This window comes from Streptomyces sp. WM6372, from assembly GCF_001279655.1.
In the GTDB taxonomy this organism is placed as follows: domain Bacteria; phylum Actinomycetota; class Actinomycetes; order Streptomycetales; family Streptomycetaceae; genus Streptomyces.
The window spans coordinates 1-20,614 of record NZ_LGDB01000204.1 but is presented as its reverse complement, the minus strand read 5'-3'; the positions used below and the strand labels follow the sequence as shown (position 1 = coordinate 20,614).

Sequence of the window (20,614 nt, the reverse complement as noted above, 5' to 3'; positions counted from 1 at the left end):
CCCCCTTCTGGACTATCAAGATCACCGCAGGCATCAGTCCTGACGATGCCACGTCAAAAGATCACACTCATGGGGGACCGGAAAAGTGAGCACCAACACCATGCGGCGAGCGACAACGGGCGTCATCGGTCTGGCGGTTGCCGGAACCCTGACCCTCACCGGCTGCAAGAGCGGCAACGAAGAGGTCGCACCCGCGCAGCCGAGCACGCCGGCCGCCCAGCCGAGCTCGGGCGGATACGACTCCGCGCAGCCCAGCACCCCGGCCAGCCCCTCCGCCGGCGGCGGCCAGGCCCCCGCGGCGGGCCAGGCGAAGCCCGGCCAGACCTTCAAGATCGGCGAGACGGCGCAGGTGCCGTTCAGCTACGGCAACACCAAGGGCGGCACCATCGCCCTCACCGTCACCGCCGTCGAGCAGGGCCAGCCGGCCGACCTGGACGCCCTCAAGCTGGGCGACAAGGTCAAGGGGATGATCCCCTACTACGTCCGCTACTCGGTCAAGAACATCGGCACCGTGGACCTCTCGTACGCCTCCGTCGGCCACATGAAGGGCCTGCTCCCGGACGGCACCGAGGCCCAGGGCGTCTCCGTCATCGGCAAGTTCGAGAAGTGCAAGGACGAGACGCTGCCGAAGGGCTTCACCAACGGCCAGACGCAGACCAGCTGCGCCATCGCCCTGGCCCCCTCCGCCCAGACGAAGGTCGTCGGCGCCGAGTACTGGGGCGACCCGTACAACAACCTGAACGACGGCAAGGGCCTCTTCTGGAAGTAGGTCCTTCCCTTCCCGACGACCGGGCCCCCGCCCACGCCACGGCGCGGCGGGGGCCGCGGCCGTCCCGGCCCCGCGGGGCGACAATGGCGCCATGCCCGAAGGAGACAGCGTCTGGCGCGCCGCGGCCCGGCTGCACGCCGCCCTGGCCGGCCACAAGCTGACCCGCAGCGACTTGCGCGTCCCCCGCTTCGCCACCGCCGACCTCACCGGCCGCACCACCCTGGACGTCACCCCGCGCGGCAAACACCTCCTCGCCCGCTTCGAGGGCGGGCTCACCCTCCACACCCACCTGGGCATGGAGGGCTCCTGGCGGGTCTTCGCCGCGCAGGAGAAGTGGCACGGCGGCCCCGCGTACGAGATCCGCGCCGTCCTCGCCACCGCCGGGCACGCGGCCGTCGGCTACCGCCTCCCCGTCGTCGAGCTGCTGCGCACCTCCGAGGAGGAGCGGGCCGTCGGCCACCTGGGCCCCGACCTCCTCGGCCCCGACTGGGACGCGGAGAAGGCCGCCGCCAATCTCCTCGCCGCCCCCGGGCGCCCGCTCGGAGAGGCCCTGCTCGACCAGCGCAACCTGGCCGGCATCGGCAACATCTACAAGTCCGAGCTCTGCTTCCTCGCCCAGGTCACCCCCTGGACCCCGGTCGGCGGCCTCCCCGACCCCGGGACCACCGCCGTCCGACTGGCGGGCGCCGCCCACCGCCTGCTGCGCGCCAACACCGGCGACAGCGCGGTCCGCAACACCACCGGCAGCCGCCGCCGCGGCCAGGAGCTCTTCGTGTACGGCCGCGCCCGCCGCCCCTGCCTGCGCTGCGGCACCCCCGTCCGCGAGGCCCCGCAGGACGACCGCCCGACGTACTGGTGCCCTCGCTGCCAATCCGGCCCCACCCCGTCCGCCTAGTTGACGCTCCGTCAGATCCGATCGTACCGTCCCGGCATGCCCACACCCAGAGCCCCGTACGACCTCACCGGCCGGACCGCCCTGATCACCGGCGCCGCGAGCGGCATAGGCCGCGCCACCGCCGTCCTCCTCGCCGAGGCGGGCGCCGCCGTGCACTGCGCGGACCGCGACGGGCAGGGCCTCGCCGAGACGGCCGACCTCGTCGCCAAGGCCGGCGGGTCCGCCACCGTCCACCCCCTCGACGTCACCAACCGGGCCGCCCTGCGCGCCGCCGTCGCCGCCGCCGGACCGCTCGACATCACCGCCGCCATCGCCGGGATCATGCACACCAGCAGCGTCCTGGAGACCTCCGACGAGGACCTCGACCGGGTCCTGGACATCAACTTCAAGGGGGTGCTGCGCACCTGCCAGGAGGCCGCCCGCGCCATGATCACGGCCGGCCGTCCCGGATCGATCATCACGATGGCCTCCGGCGCCGTGGACGCCGCCCAGCCCGGCCTGCTCTGCTACAGCGCCGCCAAGGCCGCCGTCGTCCAGCTCACCAAGACCCTCGCCACCGAGGCCGGCCCCCACGGCATCCGCGTCAACGCCGTCGCCCCGGGCTGGATCCGCACCCCGATGACCGGCCGGCACAGCCCCGAGGTCCAGGAGCAGACCGAGGCCGCGATGGTACGGATGTCCCCCCTGCGCCGCGTCGGCGAGCCCGAGGACATCGCCCAGGCCGTGCTCTACCTCGCCTCGGACGCCTCGTCCTTCATGACGGGCCAGATCCTCCGCCCGAACGGCGGAGTGTCGATGCCCTGGTAGCCGCCCGGTCGGCCGGGATCCCGTCCACCGGCTCGGCGTCCGGCCCGTCGGCTCCCGCCTCCTCGGCCGCCGCCCGCCGGGCCCTGCGTACGGGCCCCGGCGTGCAGTGCACCGGCAGCAGGCCCAGACCCCAGCCGCCCACGGCCACCGCGCCCTCCACCGGGCCCGACTCGCCCGGCACCAGCGCGAGCCTCAGCACCGCCCACCACCACAGCGCGCCCATCGCCACCGCGAGGGCCACCACCGGGGGTATGCCCAGTACCGGGGGTATCCGCAGTAACCGCCGCACGGCTTCCTCCCGGGATCAGGGCCGCGTTCCGGACTCGTCCGGATTCCCCATCCTCCCGTACACCCCCCGGCCGCGCACCCAGAACGGCCCGGAGCCCCGGCCGGTGCACCAGGCACCGGCCGGGGCTCCGGCCACGCTCATTTCTTCACAGCTCGCGCATCGAACTCACGCGGCTACGACATTCACCGCTTCCGCAGGCGCCTTGATGGTCACCCGCTCCGGCCCGCCCGTGACCGAAGCCACGGAGACCGAATTGAGCATCGGGCGGACCGGTACCGTGACCGGTTCGCTAGCCGACTGTGCCAGCTCAGCCAGCGACAGCTCGTCACTGACCTCGCGCATCAGCTCGGACATCCGTACGTCCAACGCGTCGCAGATCGCGGAGAGCAGCTCGGAGGATGCCTCCTTCTGCCCCCGCTCCACCTCGGAAAGATAGCCGAGAGAAACTCGGGCGGACGAGGAGACTTCGCGCAGAGTACGGCCCTGGCGCTGGCGCTGCCGACGCAGCACGTCACCCAGCAGGCGACGGAGCAGAATCATCGGTGGCTCCCTCCTCTGACCGTGTAGCCGCATCCTTCACGCCCCACCGTACCGCCTCGCGCCGCGGCCGTGCGGGGAGCTATGTCGTGTTCACTCAGGGCTGCAAACATCAAATCCCCCCGTTCTGTTCCGTATCCTGCCCCCGCGCATTCTCGCGGAGTTCGCTCGAGAGCAGTTCGAGCACTGTCCGTGCACTCTCCCTACGGATTTCCGTACGGGAGCCGTTCAACCTCAGCGGGACGGTTTTCCTGCCCGCCGGACCCGCCACGGCGATGAAAACGGTGCCGACCGGCTGCCCGTCCTGCGGGTCCGGACCGGCCACTCCGGTGGTCGCGATCCCCCACGATGCACCCAGCACGCGCCGTACGCCGGCCGCCATCTCGGCCGCGACCTGCGCGTTCACCGCACCTTCCGCTGCCAGCAGCCCGGCGTCCACTCCCAGGATCCGGTGCTTCAGCTCGGTGGCGTACGCCGTGACCGAACCGCGGAACGACCGGGAGGCCCCGGCGATGCCGGTGAGCTCCGCGGCCACCATCCCGCCGGTCAGCGACTCGGCGACGGCGAGCGTCTGGTCACTCTCCGCAAGGAGGCGCAGCACCTCCGCGGCGAGCACTGCGGTGGCCCCGGTCTCCCCCGCCGGTTCCGCGGCGCCCGAAGACGCCCCACCGACCACCGGAGATTCCCCCACCGCGTATGTCACCTTGCGGCCCGCTCCGCTTCCAGCCCCTGCCGCCGCAGCACGACGGCCTGGCGGATGTAATCCAAACCGGTGACCACGGTCAGCACGACGGCGACCGCCATCACCCAGAAGCGCAAGCTCGCCAGCGGCCCGGTCAGCGCGAGCACGTACATGCCCACCGCCGTCCCCTGGGCCAGGGTCTTGAGCTTGCCGCCCCGGCTGGCGGGAATCACCCCGTACCGGATGACCCAGAAACGCATCAGCGTGATCCCGAGTTCCCGACCGAGGATCACCCCGGTCACCCACCACGGCAGGTCGCCCAGCCAGGAGAGACAGATCAACGCCGACCCCATGATCGCCTTGTCGGCGATGGGGTCGGCGATCTTCCCGAAGTCCGTGACCAGGTTGTACGTACGGGCCAGGTGCCCGTCGAAGATGTCCGTGATCATGGCGACGGCGAACGCGGCCCAGGCCCACGCCCGCCAGACGGGGTCATAGCCCCCGTCCGCGAGCAGCAGTAGGACGAATCCCGGCACCAGGACGAGCCGGATCATCGTCAGGATGTTCGCGATGTTCCAGAGGCTGGCCTGATTGACCGCCGCGGCCCCCAGCTTCGCGCCGGGCGCGGGCCGGCGGCCGGTCCCGCCCGCCGCAGATGCCGGGACTCCGGTCATCCGGCCGCCTCCTCGTCGAGGTGCAGGGGCTCGGCCACCAGGTCCACGCCCAGCGTGCCGACCACCTTCGCCGTCACGATACGGCCGGGCACCAGGCCCGTGCTGTCCGTGAAGACGACCTGGCCGTCGGTCTCGGGCGCCTGGTGCGCGGCCCGCCCGTAGGCTCCGTCGCCCTCCTCGTCGACCGCTTCCACGGACTCGACGAGTACCTCCAGCGTCTCTCCGATCCGCTCCTCGGCGCGCTGCGAGGTGAGCTCCTCGGCGAGCCGCTGCATGTGCGCGAGCCGCTCGGCGATCGTCTCCTCGTCCAGCTTGTTCTCGTACGTGACGGCCTCGGTGCCGTCCTCGTCGGAGTAGCCGAAGACGCCGATCGCGTCGAGCCGCGCGTGGGTGAGGAAGCGCTCCAGCTCCTTGAAGTCCGACTCGCTCTCGCCGGGGAAGCCGACGATGAAGTTGGACCGGACGCCGGCCTGCGGGGCCTTGGTGCGGATGGTGTCCAGCAGCTCCAGGAACCGGTCGGTGTCACCGAAGCGGCGCATGGCGCGCAGCACGTCGGGGGCCGAGTGCTGGAAGGACAGGTCGAAGTACGGCACGACCTTGGGGGTCGAGGTCAGTACGTCGATCAGGCCGGGCCGCATCTCGGCCGGCTGGAGGTAGCTCACGCGGACGCGCTCGATGCCGTCCACCCCGGCCAGCTCGGGCAGCAGGGTCTCCAGCAGGCGGATGTCGCCGAGGTCCTTGCCGTACGAGGTGTTGTTCTCGGAGACCAGCATGATCTCCTTGACGCCCTGCTCGGCGAGCCAGCGGGTCTCGCCCAGCACATCGCTGGGGCGGCGCGAGATGAAGGAGCCGCGGAACGACGGAATGGCGCAGAAGGAGCAGCGCCGGTCGCAGCCGGAGGCGAGCTTGACCGAGGCGACCGGGCTCTTGTCCAGGCGGCGGCGCAGCGGCGCGCGCGGCCCGGAGGCGGGCGCGACCCCGTCCGGCAGGTCCGCGGGGGCCTCGGCCACCGGCTCCTGCGCGTGGCCGGGCAGCGCCACCGCGCTCTCCTGGCGGTCCGCGGGGCTGATCGGCAGCAGCTTGCGCCGGTCACGCGGGGTGTGGGAGGCGTGGATGCCGCCGTTCAGAATGGTCTGGAGGCGGTCGGAGATGTCGGCGTAGTCGTCGAAGCCGAGCACGCCGTCGGCCTCGGGGAGCGCCTCGGCGAGCTCCTTGCCGTAGCGCTCGGCCATGCAGCCGACGGCGACGACGGCCTGGGTCTTGCCGTGATCCTTGAGATCGTTGGCTTCCAGGAGGGCGTCTACGGAGTCCTTTTTGGCGGCTTCGACGAAGCCACAGGTGTTGACGACGGCGACGTCCGCATCGGCGGCGTCCTCGACGAGCTCCCAGCCATCCGCCGCCAAGCGGCCTGCGAGCTCCTCCGAGTCCACCTCGTTACGGGCGCAGCCAAGAGTGACAAGGGCGACGGTACGGCGTTCGGGCATGGACTCAAGACTACTTTGTCCAAACGCCGACCCCCGCCCCAAGTCCCGGTAAACCAAGATCCCCGGGGTGCGGCGCAGCACCCCGGGGACCCGGAATCACGGATTCAGCGCTATATCAGCCCGCCTGGGCCGGTCCCTGGCGGGGGTCGTCCTTGGTGTATGTGAGGCGTTCCACCTGACCCGGCTGGAAATCGTCCTTGATCTCCTTGCCGTTCACGAAGAGCTTCACGACCCCGGCGTCACCGAGGACGAGGTCGATGGACTCCTTGTCCGTGAAGGTCTTGGACTCGCCCGGGGCCAGCGTCCCGTCGAACAGCAGCCGGCCGCTGTGGTCCTTCGCGGAGATCCAGCTCTCGCCGTCGTTGGCCGTCAGGACCACCGTGACGAGGTCCTTGGGCGCGGCGGCGATCGCACTGTCCGAGGGCTCCGGCTTGGGGGCCTTCGGGGTCTGCTGCGGCTGGGCGGCCGGCTTCCCGGCCGACTGCTTGGGCGCTGCCTGCGGGGCGGCGGAGGCGTCCGCAACCGGCCGCTTGTCCTTCGCGTCGCCGCCGCTGAAGGCGGTGAAGCCCACGAAGCCGATCACGGCGACGATGGCGGCGACCATGGCCGCGGTCCAGTTGGGCCGCTGCCGCTCGGGACGGATGCGCTCGGCCTCGAACATCGGCGCGGCGGGCGTGGGGGCCGGCCGGCCGCCGTGGGCCGCGTCGTACGCGTCGACCAGGGGTTCCGGATCGATGTGGACGGCGCGGGCGAGCGTACGGATGTGACCGCGGGCGTAGACGTCGCCGCCGCACCGCGTGAAATCGTCAGCTTCGATCGCGTGCACGATCGGGATGCGCACGCGGGTGGTGGAACTGACCTCGTCGACAGTGAGCCCGGCGGCGATCCGGGCCTTCTTCAGGGCCGTCCCGATGGACGGTCCTTCGGCCGTGCGTTCGATGATGCGGTCCTCGGACCGGTCGTCGGTCGAAGGACGCTCATCTTCGGGGGAGTTGGAGTTGCCGATGGACACGAGGGCGCCTTTCGAGCGTGTAGCCACCTGCTGGATGTCCAGTCTAGGGGGGTGACGAAAGGGTGGAGCAACCGGAGGGTGGACTTCCTACGCCATCCGAATGGCAATCCGAACAGTGTGGGAAGTCCGGGTGCTGTGGCGGCCCGGCACCGGGCACGGTGCCGCCACCTCCCTCAACTTGACGCGGGCCCAGGGGAAACGGTTGCCCGCCCAAGAATCACGGTTGGGTCTCTCCCCGGATGACGGCGAGGACCCCGTCCAGCTCGTCGGCCTTGACCAGCACGTCGCGCGCCTTCGAACCCTCGCTCGGGCCGACGATCCCCCGCGACTCCATCAGGTCCATGAGCCGGCCGGCCTTCGCGAAACCCACCCGGAGCTTGCGCTGGAGCATCGAGGTCGACCCGAACTGGGTGGAGACCACCAGCTCGGCCGCCTGGCACAGCAGGTCCAGGTCGTCGCCGATCTCCTCGTCGATCTCCTTCTTCTGCTTCTGCCCGACCGTGACGTCGTCCCGGAAGACGGGCGCCATCTGGTCCTTGCAGTGCTGGACGATCCCGGCGATCTCGTCCTCGGTGACGAAGGCGCCCTGGAGGCGGACCGGTTTGTTCGCGCCCATCGGCAGGAACAGCCCGTCGCCCTTGCCGATCAGCTTCTCGGCGCCCGGCTGGTCGAGGATGACCCGGCTGTCGGCGAGCGAGGAGGTGGCGAAGGCCAGCCGCGAGGGCACGTTCGCCTTGATCAGGCCGGTGACCACGTCCACCGAGGGCCGCTGGGTGGCGAGCACCAGGTGGATGCCGGCCGCGCGGGCCAGCTGGGTGATGCGGACGATCGAGTCCTCGACGTCGCGCGGGGCCACCATCATCAGGTCGGCGAGCTCGTCGACGATCACGAGCAGGTACGGGTACGGGCTGAGCTCCCGCTCGCTGCCCGGCGGCAGTTTGATCTTGCCGTCCCGGATGGCCTGGTTGAAGTCGTCGATGTGCCGGTAGCCGAAGGCGGCCAGGTCGTCGTAGCGCAGGTCCATCTCGCGCACGACCCACTGGAGCGCCTCGGCGGCCCGCTTGGGGTTGGTGATGATCGGCGTGATCAGGTGCGGGATGCCCTCGTACGCCGTCAGCTCGACGCGCTTGGGGTCCACGAGCACCATCCGGACGTCCTCCGGGGTGGCCCGCACCATCACCGAGGTGATGAGGCAGTTGATGCAGGAGGACTTTCCGGAGCCCGTGGCGCCGGCGACGAGCACGTGCGGCATCTTCGCCAGGTTGGCCATGACGTAGCCGCCCTCGACGTCCTTGCCGAGCGCCACCAGCATCGGGTGGTCGTCCTCGGCCGCGTCCGCCAGCCGCAGCACGTCACCCAGGTTGACCATCTCGCGGTCGGTGTTCGGGATCTCGATGCCCACCGCCGACTTGCCCGGGATCGGGCTGATGATCCGCACGTCCGGCGAGGCCACGGCGTACGCGATGTTCTTGGCCAGCGCCGTGATCCGCTCGACCTTGACCGCCGCGCCGAGCGTGACCTCGTACCGGGTGACCGTCGGGCCCCGGGTGAAGCCGGTGACCTGCGCGTCGACCTTGAACTCGGAGAACACGTTGGTCAGCGAGGCCACGACCGCGTCGTTGGCGGCGCTGCGGGTCTTGCCCGGCCCGCCCTTCTCCAGCAGGTCGAGGGAGGGAAGGGCGTACGTGATGTCCCCGCGCAGCTGGAGCTGCTCGGCGCGGGGCGGCAGGGCCTGGGTCTGCGGCGGGGCCTTGGTCAGGTCCGGCACGGACAGGGTCCCGGACGCCGCGGCGGTGGTGTCGTGCGGCGGCTCGGCCCGCTCCGGGTCCGGGTCCGGCGCCGGCGCCGCGGCCTTGGGCCGCTCCACCCGCGCCGGCGGCACCGGAGCGGTGATCTCCGCTCCCTCGCGCTCCACCGAGATGCCGTGCGTCAGGTCGGCCACCAGCGGGGAGGGCGGCATTCCGCCGTAGACCACCCCGTCCAGCGCGGCGGCGGCCGCCGCGGCCACGTCGACGGCGTCCATCTCCCGCTCGGCGGCCGGCCGGGCCGGGGTCCGGCGCGGGCGCCGCCGCCGGGCGAGCGCCTGCTCCTCGGCGGCGTCGGCGGGATCGGCGGAATCCGCGGCAGCGCCCGCACCGGCGGTCCCCGACCGGGCCCGCCACTGCTCGGGGTCGTGCCGGTCGGCGGCGCCGCCCTCCGTGTACCCCTCGTCGTACTCGTTCGGGGCGATGATCCCCAGCCGGATGCCGAGCCGCCGCAGCCGCTGCGGGATCGCGTTCACCGGGGTCGCGGTGACCACGAGCAGCCCGAAGATCGTGAGCAGCACCAGCATCGGCACGGCCAGCGGCGCGCCCATGGTGAAGATCAGCGGCTTCGAGGCGCCCCAGCCGATCAGCCCGCCCGCGTTCTGCATCGCGGTGGTGCCCTCGTCGCGGCCGGGCGCCCCGCAGGCGATGTGCACGAGACCGAGGACGCCGATGACCAGCGCGGAGAGGCCGACGCCGATCCGGCCGTTGGCGTCGGGCTGCTCGGGATGGCGGATGAAACGCACCGCCATGACGCCCAGCAGGATCGGCACGAGCAGGTCCAGCCGCCCGAAGGCGCCGGTGACCAGCATGGTGACCAGATCCCCGACGGGACCGCTCAGGTTCGACCAGGTGCCGGCGGCGACGATCAGCGCGAGGGCGAGCAGCAGGAGCGCGACGCCGTCCTTGCGGTGGGCCGGGTCGAGGTTCTTGGCCCCCTGGCCGACCCCGCGGAAGACCGCGCCGACCGCGTGCGCACAGCCCAGCCACACGGCGCGCACCAACCGCACCACGCCCCCGGTGGGGGACGGCGCGGGCTTGGGCGCCGCCTTCTTGGCGGGGGCGCGCCGGGGTGCCGCGGTCTTCTTCGCGGCGGACCCGCGCGCGGCGGCCGCTTTCTTCGCCGGCGCCGTCGTCCGGCCGGTGCGGCCCTTCGCGGTGCCCGCTGCGCTCTGGGAACCCTTGCCGGACGTACGTGAGGCCATGGGGCCGAGGTTACCGGTGCGCGCGCCGGTGGACACGCGTGCCCACCCCTTCACCCGTTCGTGTCGCGCCCCGTGTCAGCGCTTTGACGCACCGCCAGACATGGCGGCCGTCCGAACGGCACAGCCGTCCGCCCCTCGACGGGCTCAGTTCTGCGCGGGCAGCACCGGCGTTCCCCCGCCGGTCCCGGGCTCCAGCGCGTCGAGCGCCCGCCGCAGTCCGGTGAGCTTGCGCTCCAGGTGGGCCGCGGTCGCCACGACCGCCGCGTCGGCCGATTCCTCGCCGAGTTGCTTGGTCAGCGCCTCGGCCTGCTCCTCGACCGCCGCGAGCCGCGCGGAGAGCTCGGCCAGCAGGCCGGCCGTCTCCTTGCCGGCATCGCCGTTGGAGCCGCCGCCCTCCAGCTGGAGCCGCAGCAGCGCCGCCTGCTCCCGCAGCTGGCAGTTCTTCGTGTACAGCTCCACGAACACCGAGACCTTGGCCCGCAGCACCCACGGGTCGAAGGGCTTGGAGATGTAGTCCACCGCGCCGGCGGCGTAGCCGCGGAACGTGTGGTGCGGACCGTGGTTGATCGCGGTGAGGAAGATGATCGGAATGTCCCGGGTCCGCTCACGCCGCTTGATGTGCGCGGCGGTCTCGAATCCGTCCATCCCGGGCATCTGCACATCCAGCAGGATGACCGCGAAATCGTCCGTCAGCAGCGCCTTGAGCGCTTCCTCCCCCGACGACGCCCGGACCAGTGTCTGATCGAGCGCGGAGAGGATGGCCTCCAGCGCCAGCAGATTCTCCGGCCGGTCATCGACCAGGAGGATCTTGGCCTTCTGCACCATGCCCTGTCCTCCTCGCCCCGGCATGGGGCCTCCCCGGCTCCTGGCACCGGCCTGTACGCCGGGCCCCGCCCCAGAAGAGGACGGCATCCTTGCGCCGTCCGTCCTTGTGCCGGTCATCGTAGCCCCAGTCCCGAGATCGCCACACCCTGTCACCAGGATGTCACTGTGCACGAAGCAGAAACGGTGTGGGAGAGCAGAAGGTTCCCCGCCTCCCGCCCTTTCACACCGTTTTCGCCACGGTCAGTCAGCAATTGGTATCAGAGTGCTCGGCCGCCGATCACTTGCCGCGCATCCACTGCTCCATCACCGACAGCAGGTAGTCCGGATCGACGGGCTTGGTGACATAGTCGGAAGCACCGGAGTCGATCGCCTTCTCCCGGTCCCCCTTCATCGCCTTCGCCGTCAGCGCGATGATCGGCAGCCCGGCGAACTGCGGCATCCGCCGGATCGCCGAGGTCGTCGCGTACCCGTCCATCTCGGGCATCATGATGTCCATCAGTACGACCGTCACATCGTCGTGCTGCTCCAGGACTTCGATGCCCTCCCGGCCGTTCTCCGCGTACAGCACCGCCAGTCCGTGCTGCTCCAGCACACTGGTCAGCGCGAACACGTTGCGGACGTCGTCGTCCACGATGAGCACCTTCTCGCCGTGGAAGTCGTACGACCGGGGCACCACCGGAAGTTCCTCCTCCGGGTTGACCCAACCGTCCTCGGTCCCCTGCGCGTTCGGCTGCCCCGGCACCGCCGTACGCGGCTCCAGGTCGCTCAGCGCCTTGCGCCGCCGCCGGAACAGCGCGGCGCCGCCCTGCCCCTGACCGGCCGGCTCGGCGGCCGGCAGCCCGGGCCGTACGTGCTGCGGCTGCGCCTGCGTCTGCGCCGCGGAGACGGGCGCCGCCGGTGCCGCCGGCAGCGCGGGCCGCGCCCCGTCGACCTGCCTGCGGTACACCTCGCCGCGCCCGCCGCCGGGCGTGGGCGGCGCGTACCCCTGCGGTGGCAGCTCGCTCGGGTGCAGCGGCAGGTAGAGCGTGAACGTGGACCCGCGGCCGGGCTCGCTCGCCGCGTGGATCTCCCCGCCCAGCAGCCGGGCGATCTCCCGGCTGATGGACAGCCCGAGCCCCGTGCCGCCGTACTTCCTGCTGGTCGTCCCGTCGGCCTGCTTGAACGCCTCGAAGATCACCAGCATCTTGCTCGCCGCGATCCCGATCCCGGTGTCCGTCACCGAGAACGCGATCAGGTCCGCGTCCGCCTCCACCAGCGAACCGGCCTCCAGCAGCTGCTCGCGGATCGCAGCAGGCACGTCCGCCCCGGCGGGCCGGATCACCAGCTCCACCGCGCCGGTGTCCGTGAACTTCACCGCGTTCGACAGCAGGTTGCGCAGCACCTGGAGCAGCCGCTGCTCGTCCGTGTGCAGGGTCGCGGGCAGCTCCGGGGAGACCCGGACCGAGAAGTCCAGGCCCTTCTCCGCGGTCAGCGGCCGGAAGGTGGCCTCCACGTAGTCCACGAGCTGCACGAGCGCGATCCGGGTCGGCGAGACGTCCATCTTCCCGGCCTCGACCTTCGACAGGTCGAGGATGTCGTTGATCAGCTGGAGCAGGTCCGAGCCCGCCCCGTGGATGGTCTCCGCGAACTCCACCTGCTTGGGCGACAGGTTCTCGTCCGCGTTGTCGGCGAGCAGCTTGGCCAGGATCAGCAGCGAGTTGAGCGGCGTGCGCAGCTCGTGCGACATGTTCGCCAGGAACTCGGACTTGTAGCGCATCGAGACCGCGAGCTGCTCGGCGCGCTCCTCCAGGACCTGCCGGGCCTCCTCGATCTCGGTGTTCTTCACCTCGATGTCCCGGTTCTGCTGGGCCAGCAGCTCCGCCTTCTCCTCCAGCTCGGCGTTGGCGGCCTGCAGCGCCTTCTGCCGGTTCTCCAGCTCGTCGGAGCGCTCTCGCAGCTGCTCGGTCATCTCCTGCGACTGCTTGAGCAGCATCTCCGTCTTGGAGTTGACGCTGATCGTGTTGACGCTGGTGCCGATCATCTCGGCGATCTGGCTCAGGAAGTCCTTCTGGATCTGCGTGAAGGGCTGGAAGGACGCCAGCTCGATGACACCGAGCACCTTCCCCTCGAACAGCACCGGCAGCACGATCACGTGCGCCGGCGGCGCCTCCCCGAGACCGGAGGAGATCTTCAGGTAGCCGGGCGGGGTGTTCTCGACCAGGATCGTCCGCTTCTCCTCGGCGACGGTCCCGATCAGCCCCTCCCCCGGCCGGAAGGAGGTGGGCACCGCCCCGCCCGCGTACGCGTAACTCCCGCGCATCCGCAGCTCGTACGAACCGTCCGGACCGCCGTCGGTCCCGATCTCGGTGGTGGCCCCCGAGGGCAGCGCCAGGAAGAACGCCCCGTGCTGCGCCGAGACCACCGGGGTCAGCTCGCTCATGATCAGCGAGGCCACGTCGTCCAGCTCGCGGCGGCCCTGCATCAGGGCCGAGATCCGGGCGAGGTTGCCCTTCAGCCAGTCCTGCTCCTTGTTGGCCAAGGTGGTGTCGCGCAGGTTCGCGATCATCGTGTTGATGTTGTCTTGCAGGACCTGGATCTCGCCCGCCGCGTCCACGTCGATCTTCAGGTTGAGGTCGCCGCGCGTCACCGCGGTGGCCACGGCCGCGATCGCGCGCACCTGCCGGGTCAGGTTCCCGGCCATCTCGTTCACGGACTCCGTGAGGTCGCGCCAGGTGCCGTCCACGTCCCGGACCCGCGCCTGGCCGCCCAGGATGCCCTCGGTACCCACCTCGCGCGCCACCCGCGTGACCTGGTCGGCGAACGAGGACAGCTGGTCGACCATCGTGTTGATCGTCGTCTTCAGCTCCAGGATCTCGCCCCGGGCGTCGATGTCGATCTTCTTGGTCATGTCGCCCTTGGCGATGGCGGTCGTGACCATGGCGATCTGCCGCACCTGGCCGGTGAGGTTGGAGGCCATGAAATTCACCGAATCGGTCAGGTCCTTCCACGTACCCGACACACCCGGCACGTGCGCCTGGCCGCCGAGCCGGCCCTCCGTACCCACCTCGCGGGCCACGCGCGTGACCTCGTCCGCGAAGGAGGACAGGGTCTTCACCATCGTGTTGACGGTGTCGGCGAGCTGCGCGACCTCGCCGCGCGCCTCGACCGTGACCGTCTTGGTCAGGTCGCCGTTGGCGACCGCCGCCGAGACCTGCGAGATGTTGCGCACCTGCGAGGTCAGGTTGTTGGCCATCAGGTTGACGTTGTCGGTCAGGTCCTTCCAGATGCCGGTCACCCCGCGCACCCGCGCCTGCCCGCCGAGGATGCCCTCGGAACCCACCTCACGGGCAACGCGCGTCACCTGCTCCGCGAACGAGGACAGCTGGTCCACCATCGTGTTCACCGTGGTGACGAGTTCGAGGATCTCGCCCTTCGCGTCCACGGTGATCTTCTTGGAGAGATCGCCCATCGCGACCGCCGTCGTCACCTCGGCGATGTTGCGCACCTGCGAGGTCAGGTTGTTCGCCATGAAGTTGACGGACTGCGTGAGGTCCTTCCAGGTACCGGAGACCCCCTTCACCTCCGCCTGACCGCCCAGGATGCCCTCGGTGCCCACCTCGCGGGCGACGCGGGTCACCTGCTCCGCGAAGTTCGAGAGCTGGTCCACCATCGTGTTGAGGGTGTTCTTCAGCTCCAGGATCTCGCCCCGCGCGTCCACGTCGATCTTCTGCGACAGGTCACCGCGGGCCACCGCCGTCGCCACCTGAGCGATGTTGCGGACCTGCGAGGTCAGGTTCCCGGCCATGCCGTTCACCGAGTCCGTCAGGTCGCGCCACACGCCGGCCACCCCGGGCACCTGCGCCTGACCGCCGAGCCGGCCCTCCGTACCCACGTCCCGGGCCACCCGGGTCACCTGCTCGGCGAAGGCCGACAGCTGGTCGACCATCGTGTTGATGGTGTTCTTCAGCTCCAGGATCTCGCCGCGCGCGTCCACGTCGATCTTCTGGGAGAGGTCGCCGCGGGCCACCGCCGTGGTCACCTGGGCGATCTGCCGCACCTGGGAGGTCAGGTTGCCGGCCATGAAGTTGACGGAGTCGGTGAGCTCCTTCCAGGTGCCCGAGACCCCTTCCACCCGGGCCTGGCCGCCCAGGCGGCCCTCCGTGCCCACGTCCCGGGCCATCCGCGTGACCTGGTCGGCGAAGCTGGAGAGCTGGTCGACCATCGTGTTCACGGTGTTCTTCAGCTGGAGCATCTCGCCCGAGACGTCCACGGTGACCTTCTGCGACAGGTCGCCGTTGGCCACCGCCGTCGTCACCTGCGCGATGTTGCGCACTTGGCCGGTGAGGTTGCGGAAGGCGGTGTTCACCGAATCGGTGAGGTCCTTCCACGTACCCGCCGCACCCGGCACCTGCGCCTGACCGCCCAGCTCACCCTCGACGCCGACCTCACGGGCCACACGCGTCACTTCCGCACCGAAGGACTGGAGCTGGTCCACCATCGTGTTGACGGTGTTCTTCAGCTCCAGCATCTCGCCGGCCACGTCGACCGTGACCTTCTGCGACAGGTCGCCGTTGGCCACCGCGGTCGTCACCGTCGCGATGTCCCGCACCTGCGTGGTGAGGTTGCGGAAGACCGTGTTCACCGAGTCGGTGAGGTCCTTCCACGTACCCGCGGCCCCCGGCACCTGCGCCTGGCCGCCGAGCGTTCCCTTCGCCCCGACCTCGCTGGCCACACGCGTGACCTCGTCCGCGAAGGTCCGCAGCGTCTCGGTCATCTGGTTGATCGTTTCGGCCAGCTGCGCCACCTCGCCGCGCGCGCTGACCCGCACCTTCTGCGACAGGTCACCGTTGGCCACGGCCGTCGTGACCTGCGCGATCCCGCGCACCTGGGCCGTCAGGTTGCCCGCCATCGTGTTGACGGAGTCGGTCAGGTCCTTCCAGACGCCCGCGACCCCGGGCACCTTGGCCTGGCCGCCGAGCTCACCCTCCGTACCCACCTCGCGCGCGACCCGCGTCACCTCGGAGGAGAACGACGACAGCTGGTCCACCATCGTGTTCACGGTGTTCTTCAGCTGGAGCATCTCGCCGGCCACGTGCACCGTGACCTTGCGCGACAGATCGCCCTTCGCCACCGCCGTCGTGACGAGAGCGATATCACGCACCTGAGCGGTGAGCCGGTACGCCATCGTGTTGACGGAGTCCGTCAGGTCCTTCCAAGAACCCGACATTCCGCGGACCTGGGCCTGACCGCCGAGCTTGCCCTCGGTACCCACCTCCAGCGCGACCCGCGTCACCTCGTCGGTGAACGCGGACAGCTGGTCGACCAGGTTGTTGACCGTACGCCCGACCTTCAGGAACTCACCGCGCAGCGGATGCCCGGCCCCGTCCGGGCTTTGCGTCCGCAGATCCATCCGCTGGTCGAGATCGCCCTCGGCGACCGCCGACAGCACCCGGCCCACCTCGGACACCGGCCGCGCAAGATCGTCAACCAGCTGGTTCGAGGCGTCGATCGCGGCCGCCCAGGAGCCCTCACAGGCGCCTGTTTCCAGCCGTTCGCTGAGCTTGCCCTCGCGGCCCACCATCCGCCGCACCCGGGAGAGCTCTCCCGTCAGGTGGAGGTTGCGGTCGGCGACCTCGTTGTAGACGGCGGCGATCTCCGCCATCACACCGTCGCCGGACACCGTCAGCCGCTTGCGGAAGTTCCCGTCCCGCATCGACACCAGGGCCGTGAGCAGCCGGTTCAGGGCCGCGGTATCGACTTCCGTCGTGCCGCCCCGGCGGGACCTCCCGCCCTTCGGGCGCGTTCCCGTTCGCCGCACCGCTGCGCCAGACTCCACCGTGTCCCTCCCGAAAGGGTCGACCGCTGTTCCACCGACACCCGGCGAGTCGCACGCCCGGCTATCCGATCCTGCCCAGTGTTTCACCCTGGCCGAACCCGGCCATAACACTTCGGCACCATCGCACACCGGCCGCACCCTGCGGGTGGAATCCCGGACGACGGCACCATGCCGACCGCGAAGGTAAGTAACCTGGCACCCGATGTCCAACCGCGTCGAAGGAGATTCGTGATCACGGCTCGGGCGGCTGCCAGCTTCGACCCCCTCGGGCGCTCGGTCGCCGCGGCCCGGGCGTTCGTCCGCGACACCCTGCAGGGCTGGGGCTTCGCGGACATCGTCGACGACGCCGTGGTGCTCACCAGCGAGCTCGTCACCAACGCCGTGGTCCACGCCGGCACCAAGGCCGAGGTACTGTGCCTGCGCTCCGGGGACGGGGTACGGGTCGAGATCGCCGACCGGTACCCCGAACGCGAGCTCCCGCTCCAGCACCCCGGCGAGCGCCCGTACGCCGACCCCGACCGGGAGAACGGCCGCGGGCTGATGCTCTGCGCGGCCCTCGCCACCCGCTGGGGCGTCGAGTACACGGCCACCCACAAACACGTGTGGTTCCGCCTCGACCTCCCGGACCGGCCGGTCGGTACCCGATCCGCCGGACCCGTCGTCCCGGACCGCCTCCTGCCCCTCGCCGACAGCCGGGTCCGCGTCGCCGTCCTCCAGATCGACGCCTCCGACTCGATCTCCGCCTGGAACGAGGACGCCGAGCACGTCTTCGGCTACTCCGCCGAGAAGGTCCTCGGCCGCCCCCTCGCCGAGCTCGCCGCCTGGCCCCAGACCCCCGGCACCGGCACCGGCATCGCCGAGGCCCTGCGCCTGTCCCGCTGGGAGGGCAGCTACGGCATCCGCGGCGCAGACGGCCGCGTCATCCCCGTGTACGGATCCCATCTGCGGGTACGCGATGCCCATGGCGAGCCCTCCATCGTCTGCCTGCTGGTCCACGACGACGAGCGGGCCCTGCTCCAGACCCCCGTACGGGTGGCCCCCGCCGACAGCCTCCAGCTCACCGAGCCCCGCGCCGCGGACCCCTTCGAGGTCTTCATCGGCTCCCCCGCCCCCGACGACCTGGACGGCCTGCTCCAGCGCACCGTCGAACGCGCCCGCGACATGCTCGACGCCGACTCCGCGTTCCTGCTGCTGGCCACCGACGACGAGACGGAGCTGGAGGTCCGCGCCACGACCGGGCTCCCCTCCACCCGCCAGCGCTTCGCCCGCGTCCCCGTCGAGGCCGGCACCAACCGGTACGGCTCGGCCCGCATGCCCGCCGTCCACGACGACCTCGCCGCCGTCCCCGGAGCCGTCCCGCTCCTGGAGGCCACCGGCATGCGATCGGTGATCACCGTCCCGCTCAAGGTCGAAGGCCGGCTCACCGGCTCCCTCGGCGTCGCCGCCGAGATCCCCGGCCGCTACTCCAACGCCGAGGCCCTGCGCCTCCAGTTCGCCGCCGACCGCATCGCCCTCGCCGTCGAATCCGCCCGCCTCGGCGAGCTGGAACGGCTGCGCCGCGGCTCCCTGTCCTTCCTCGTCGAGGCCTCCGACCTGCTCGCGGGCACCCTCGACCGGGACCAGACCCTGGCCCTCATGGCCCAGATGACCGTCCCGACCCTCGCCACCTGGTGCGCCGTCTACACCATCGCCGACCAGTCATCCGATCCGTACCTCTCGTACGTCCTGCACGAGGACGAGGAGCGCATCGACGGCCTCAAGGCCCTGCTCTCCCGCGTCAGCCCGCCCGAACCGGTCCGCGAGGCCGGCGCCCGGCCCTGGCCGGCGACGGCCAAGGCGGTCGGCGGGGAGACCGTCGTCCTCCCACTCCTGGCCCGCAACCGCGTCATCGGCATGCTGACCCTCGGCAAGCCGTCCGAGGAGCACTTCCGCCAGGAGATCCTCGAACTCGCCGAGGACCTCTCCCGCCGGGCCGCCCTCGCCCTCGACAACGCCCGCCTCTACTCCGAGCGCACCGCGATCAGCCGCTCCCTCCAGCGCAGCCTGCTCCCGCCCGGCTCCCCCGCGATCCCCGGCATGGAGGTCGAGGTCATCTACCGCGCGGCCGGCGAGGGCAACGAGGTGGGCGGCGACTTCTACGACGTCTTCCCGATCCGCGACGGCGCGTACGGCTTCGCCATCGGCGACGTCTGCGGTACGGGCCCCGAGGCGGCCGCCGTCACCGGCCTCGCCCGGCACGCCCTGCGCCTGCTGGCCCGCGAGGGGCTGGGCGGCCCGGCCGTACTGGAGCGGCTCAACGCGGCCATCCTCGACGAGGGCGCCCGCAGCCGCTTCCTGACCCTCCTGTACGGGGAACTCCACCCCCAGCCGGACGGCGGCGCCCTGATGAAGGTCGTCTGCGCCGGTCACCCGCTGCCGCTCCGCCTGCGCCCGGACGGCCAGGTCACCCCGGCCGCGGACCCGCAGCCCCTGCTCGGCGTGATCGACGACCTCGACCTGTACGAACAGACCCTCACGCTGGACCCGGGCGACGTGCTGCTCTGTGTCACGGATGGTGTGACGGAACGCCGCGAGGGCACCCGCATGCTGGGCGACGACGGCCTCGCGGAGGTGCTCACCACCTGTACGGGCCTCACGGCCGGCGCCGTCGCCGCCCGCATCCTGCGCGCGGTGGAACGCTTCGCGGCCGAACCCGCCTCGGACGACATGGCCATCCTGGCCTTCCGTGTCCCCCAGCAGCGCACGGGGGACTGAGAAGGCCGACCGGGTCCGTCTTCCCTGAACCGTATGCAGACTCGGTTCAGTGGCTGCGAGTCCGCTGGTGACTCACACCGTGGGCGTCTGCATGAGCCGGCGGGTGGAAGAGCGCAGGGCCAGAGCCATCACCAGTTCGAACACGCCCAGCAGGACGAACCAGAGTCCCAGGAGCCGTGTCAGGGCGACGGCGGAGTCCACCGGGAAGCAGAGCACGACGATTCCGGCCACGACGCCGAGGATGCCCAGGCCGACGAGCAGGCCCCGGTGCACGAGCGCGCGGTCTGCGATCGCCGTGTACGCCCTGAGCACTCCCGTCAGCAACCAGAACACTCCGACGATCAGGGACAGCACGCCGATTGTCTGCATCGGATGCCGTAGCACCAGAACGCCCGCCAGGAACGCGATCATTGCGATGAGGACGCCGGCCAGTCTGCTGCCGCCCCCGTCGCCGCCGTGTGAGAAGGCCGTGACGAAACGGAAAACGCCTGCCACCAGGAACTGCAGACCGATGATGACGGCCAGGACGTGCAGTGTCTCGTCGGGCCAGACGAGAATGAGGATGCCTGGGATCAGGGTCGCGAGGGCGAAGCCGAGTGCCCAGTGCCACGAGCTTCCGAGCTGCTTGAGGACGTCGTCGGGGTCGCTCTGTGTACGCTGCGGCGCCGCGTCGGGGGATACGGTCATCACGCCTCCCGGGCCAAGGCCGCGGCCCGTGGGACCAACCTCGGAGCCGCCGGACTTACCTTATGTGCCCTTCACAACCACCCTAGACCGTAGTGATTCAGCCTGCTCGTCCGGCTCTCGAAGCCCGGCCGGCCTACCCCAGGTTGCGGCCCAAAAACAAAAAAGGCCCCCGCCATATGGCGGGGGGCTTTTTCGATGGAGCCCTTTAACGGAATCGAACCGTTGACCTTCTCCTTACCATGGAGACGCTCTACCGACTGAGCTAAAAGGGCGGGTTGTTCGGCGGCGTCCTACTCTCCCACAGGGTCCCCCCTGCAGTACCATCGGCGCTGAAAGGCTTAGCTTCCGGGTTCGGAATGTAACCGGGCGTTTCC

At 70.8% G+C, this 20,614-nt stretch carries 14 protein-coding genes, 1 tRNA gene and 1 rRNA gene; 4 read left to right on the top strand and 12 right to left on the bottom strand.

All coding sequences use genetic code 11. The features are described 5' to 3' along the window. Window positions 1-85: 85 nt before the first annotated feature. The 3 genes from ADK52_RS26790 to ADK52_RS26780 all read left to right on the top strand — a co-directional run bounded on the left by ADK52_RS26790 (window position 86) and on the right by ADK52_RS26780 (window position 2,471). A complete protein-coding gene (locus ADK52_RS26790) occupies window positions 86-769 on the top strand; it encodes a hypothetical protein (RefSeq protein WP_053692404.1) in 684 nt (227 codons plus the stop codon). Between the two features lie 91 nt (window positions 770-860). Further along, window positions 861-1,664 carry an Fpg/Nei family DNA glycosylase gene (locus ADK52_RS26785; protein WP_053692403.1) on the top strand — a complete coding sequence of 268 codons (804 nt, stop codon included), beginning with the start codon at window positions 861-863 and terminating at the stop codon, window positions 1,662-1,664. Window positions 1,665-1,700: 36 nt separating this feature from the next. Then, a complete protein-coding gene (locus tag ADK52_RS26780) occupies window positions 1,701-2,471 on the top strand; it encodes an SDR family NAD(P)-dependent oxidoreductase (protein WP_053692402.1) in 771 nt (256 codons plus the stop codon). Here the strand turns inward: ADK52_RS26780 and ADK52_RS40520 are convergent. From ADK52_RS40520 to ADK52_RS26740, 9 genes are all read right to left on the bottom strand, one after another. Further along, window positions 2,419-2,760: a hypothetical protein gene (locus ADK52_RS40520; protein ID WP_420714934.1), complete on the bottom strand. Its 342-nt coding sequence runs from the start codon at window positions 2,758-2,760 to the stop codon at window positions 2,419-2,421. The two genes, ADK52_RS26780 and ADK52_RS40520, sit on opposite strands and share 53 nt — an antisense overlap. Before the next feature lie 165 nt (window positions 2,761-2,925). Beyond that, window positions 2,926-3,300, bottom strand: a complete 375-nt coding sequence (locus ADK52_RS26775; RefSeq protein WP_030859700.1) for a helix-turn-helix domain-containing protein — start codon at window positions 3,298-3,300, stop codon at window positions 2,926-2,928. A gap of 109 nt (window positions 3,301-3,409) precedes the next feature. Further along, window positions 3,410-3,913, bottom strand: coding sequence for a CinA family protein (locus ADK52_RS26770; protein WP_053692412.1), 504 nt, complete (start codon window positions 3,911-3,913; stop codon window positions 3,410-3,412). 83 nt (window positions 3,914-3,996) lie between these two features. Then, the gene (pgsA, locus tag ADK52_RS26765) at window positions 3,997-4,653 is read right to left on the bottom strand and encodes a CDP-diacylglycerol--glycerol-3-phosphate 3-phosphatidyltransferase (RefSeq protein ID WP_053692401.1); all 657 of its coding nucleotides are present in this window, start codon (window positions 4,651-4,653) and stop codon (window positions 3,997-3,999) included. Beyond that, window positions 4,650-6,137, bottom strand: coding sequence for a 30S ribosomal protein S12 methylthiotransferase RimO (rimO, locus tag ADK52_RS26760; RefSeq protein ID WP_053692400.1), 1,488 nt, complete (start codon window positions 6,135-6,137; stop codon window positions 4,650-4,652). The genes pgsA and rimO overlap by 4 nt, the downstream gene beginning before the upstream one ends. A gap of 115 nt (window positions 6,138-6,252) precedes the next feature. Beyond that, window positions 6,253-7,149 (bottom strand): helix-turn-helix domain-containing protein, encoded by an 897-nt coding sequence (locus ADK52_RS26755; RefSeq protein ID WP_053692399.1) that lies wholly within the window; start codon window positions 7,147-7,149, stop codon window positions 6,253-6,255. Window positions 7,150-7,366: 217 nt separating this feature from the next. Continuing rightward, the gene (locus ADK52_RS26750) at window positions 7,367-10,159 is read right to left on the bottom strand and encodes an FtsK/SpoIIIE family DNA translocase (RefSeq protein ID WP_053692411.1); all 2,793 of its coding nucleotides are present in this window, start codon (window positions 10,157-10,159) and stop codon (window positions 7,367-7,369) included. A 144-nt stretch (window positions 10,160-10,303) separates the two neighbouring features. After that, window positions 10,304-10,984: a response regulator gene (locus ADK52_RS26745; protein WP_053692398.1), complete on the bottom strand. Its 681-nt coding sequence runs from the start codon at window positions 10,982-10,984 to the stop codon at window positions 10,304-10,306. 277 nt (window positions 10,985-11,261) lie between these two features. Next, the gene (locus tag ADK52_RS26740) at window positions 11,262-16,799 is read right to left on the bottom strand and encodes a HAMP domain-containing protein (protein ID WP_182508532.1); all 5,538 of its coding nucleotides are present in this window, start codon (window positions 16,797-16,799) and stop codon (window positions 11,262-11,264) included. A gap of 168 nt (window positions 16,800-16,967) precedes the next feature. On the opposite strand from ADK52_RS26740, the gene ADK52_RS26735 reads away from it, so the two are divergent. Continuing rightward, complete coding sequence (locus tag ADK52_RS26735; RefSeq protein ID WP_063783945.1) at window positions 16,968-19,553, top strand: SpoIIE family protein phosphatase; 2,586 nt, start codon at window positions 16,968-16,970, stop codon at window positions 19,551-19,553. A gap of 72 nt (window positions 19,554-19,625) precedes the next feature. Here ADK52_RS26735 and ADK52_RS26730 read toward each other — a convergent pair whose 3' ends face one another. The 3 genes from ADK52_RS26730 to rrf form a co-directional block, all read right to left on the bottom strand. After that, window positions 19,626-20,240, bottom strand: a complete 615-nt coding sequence (locus ADK52_RS26730; protein WP_053692396.1) for an HdeD family acid-resistance protein — start codon at window positions 20,238-20,240, stop codon at window positions 19,626-19,628. A 196-nt stretch (window positions 20,241-20,436) separates the two neighbouring features. After that, a tRNA-Thr gene (locus tag ADK52_RS26725) sits at window positions 20,437-20,512 on the bottom strand. A 5-nt stretch (window positions 20,513-20,517) separates the two neighbouring features. Continuing rightward, window positions 20,518-20,614: ribosomal RNA gene (gene rrf, locus ADK52_RS26720) — 5S ribosomal RNA — on the bottom strand; the annotation flags it as partial.

Bases quoted from the DNA above. Each gene is read 5' to 3' on its own strand.
- ADK52_RS26785 (WP_053692403.1), top strand. From the start codon at position 861: ATGCCCGAAGGAGACAGCGTCTGGCGCGCCGCGGCCCGGCTGCACGCC.
- ADK52_RS26780 (WP_053692402.1), top strand. From the start codon at position 1,701: ATGCCCACACCCAGAGCCCCGTACGACCTCACCGGCCGGACCGCCCTG.
- ADK52_RS26775 (WP_030859700.1), bottom strand. From the start codon at position 3,300: ATGATTCTGCTCCGTCGCCTGCTGGGTGACGTGCTGCGTCGGCAGCGC.
- pgsA (WP_053692401.1), bottom strand. From the start codon at position 4,653: ATGACCGGAGTCCCGGCATCTGCGGCGGGCGGGACCGGCCGCCGGCCC.
- rimO (WP_053692400.1), bottom strand. From the start codon at position 6,137: ATGCCCGAACGCCGTACCGTCGCCCTTGTCACTCTTGGCTGCGCCCGT.
- ADK52_RS26750 (WP_053692411.1), bottom strand. From the start codon at position 10,159: ATGGCCTCACGTACGTCCGGCAAGGGTTCCCAGAGCGCAGCGGGCACC.
- ADK52_RS26745 (WP_053692398.1), bottom strand. From the start codon at position 10,984: ATGGTGCAGAAGGCCAAGATCCTCCTGGTCGATGACCGGCCGGAGAAT.
- ADK52_RS26735 (WP_063783945.1), top strand. From the start codon at position 16,968: ATGCCGACCGCGAAGGTAAGTAACCTGGCACCCGATGTCCAACCGCGT.
- ADK52_RS26730 (WP_053692396.1), bottom strand. From the start codon at position 20,240: ATGACCGTATCCCCCGACGCGGCGCCGCAGCGTACACAGAGCGACCCC.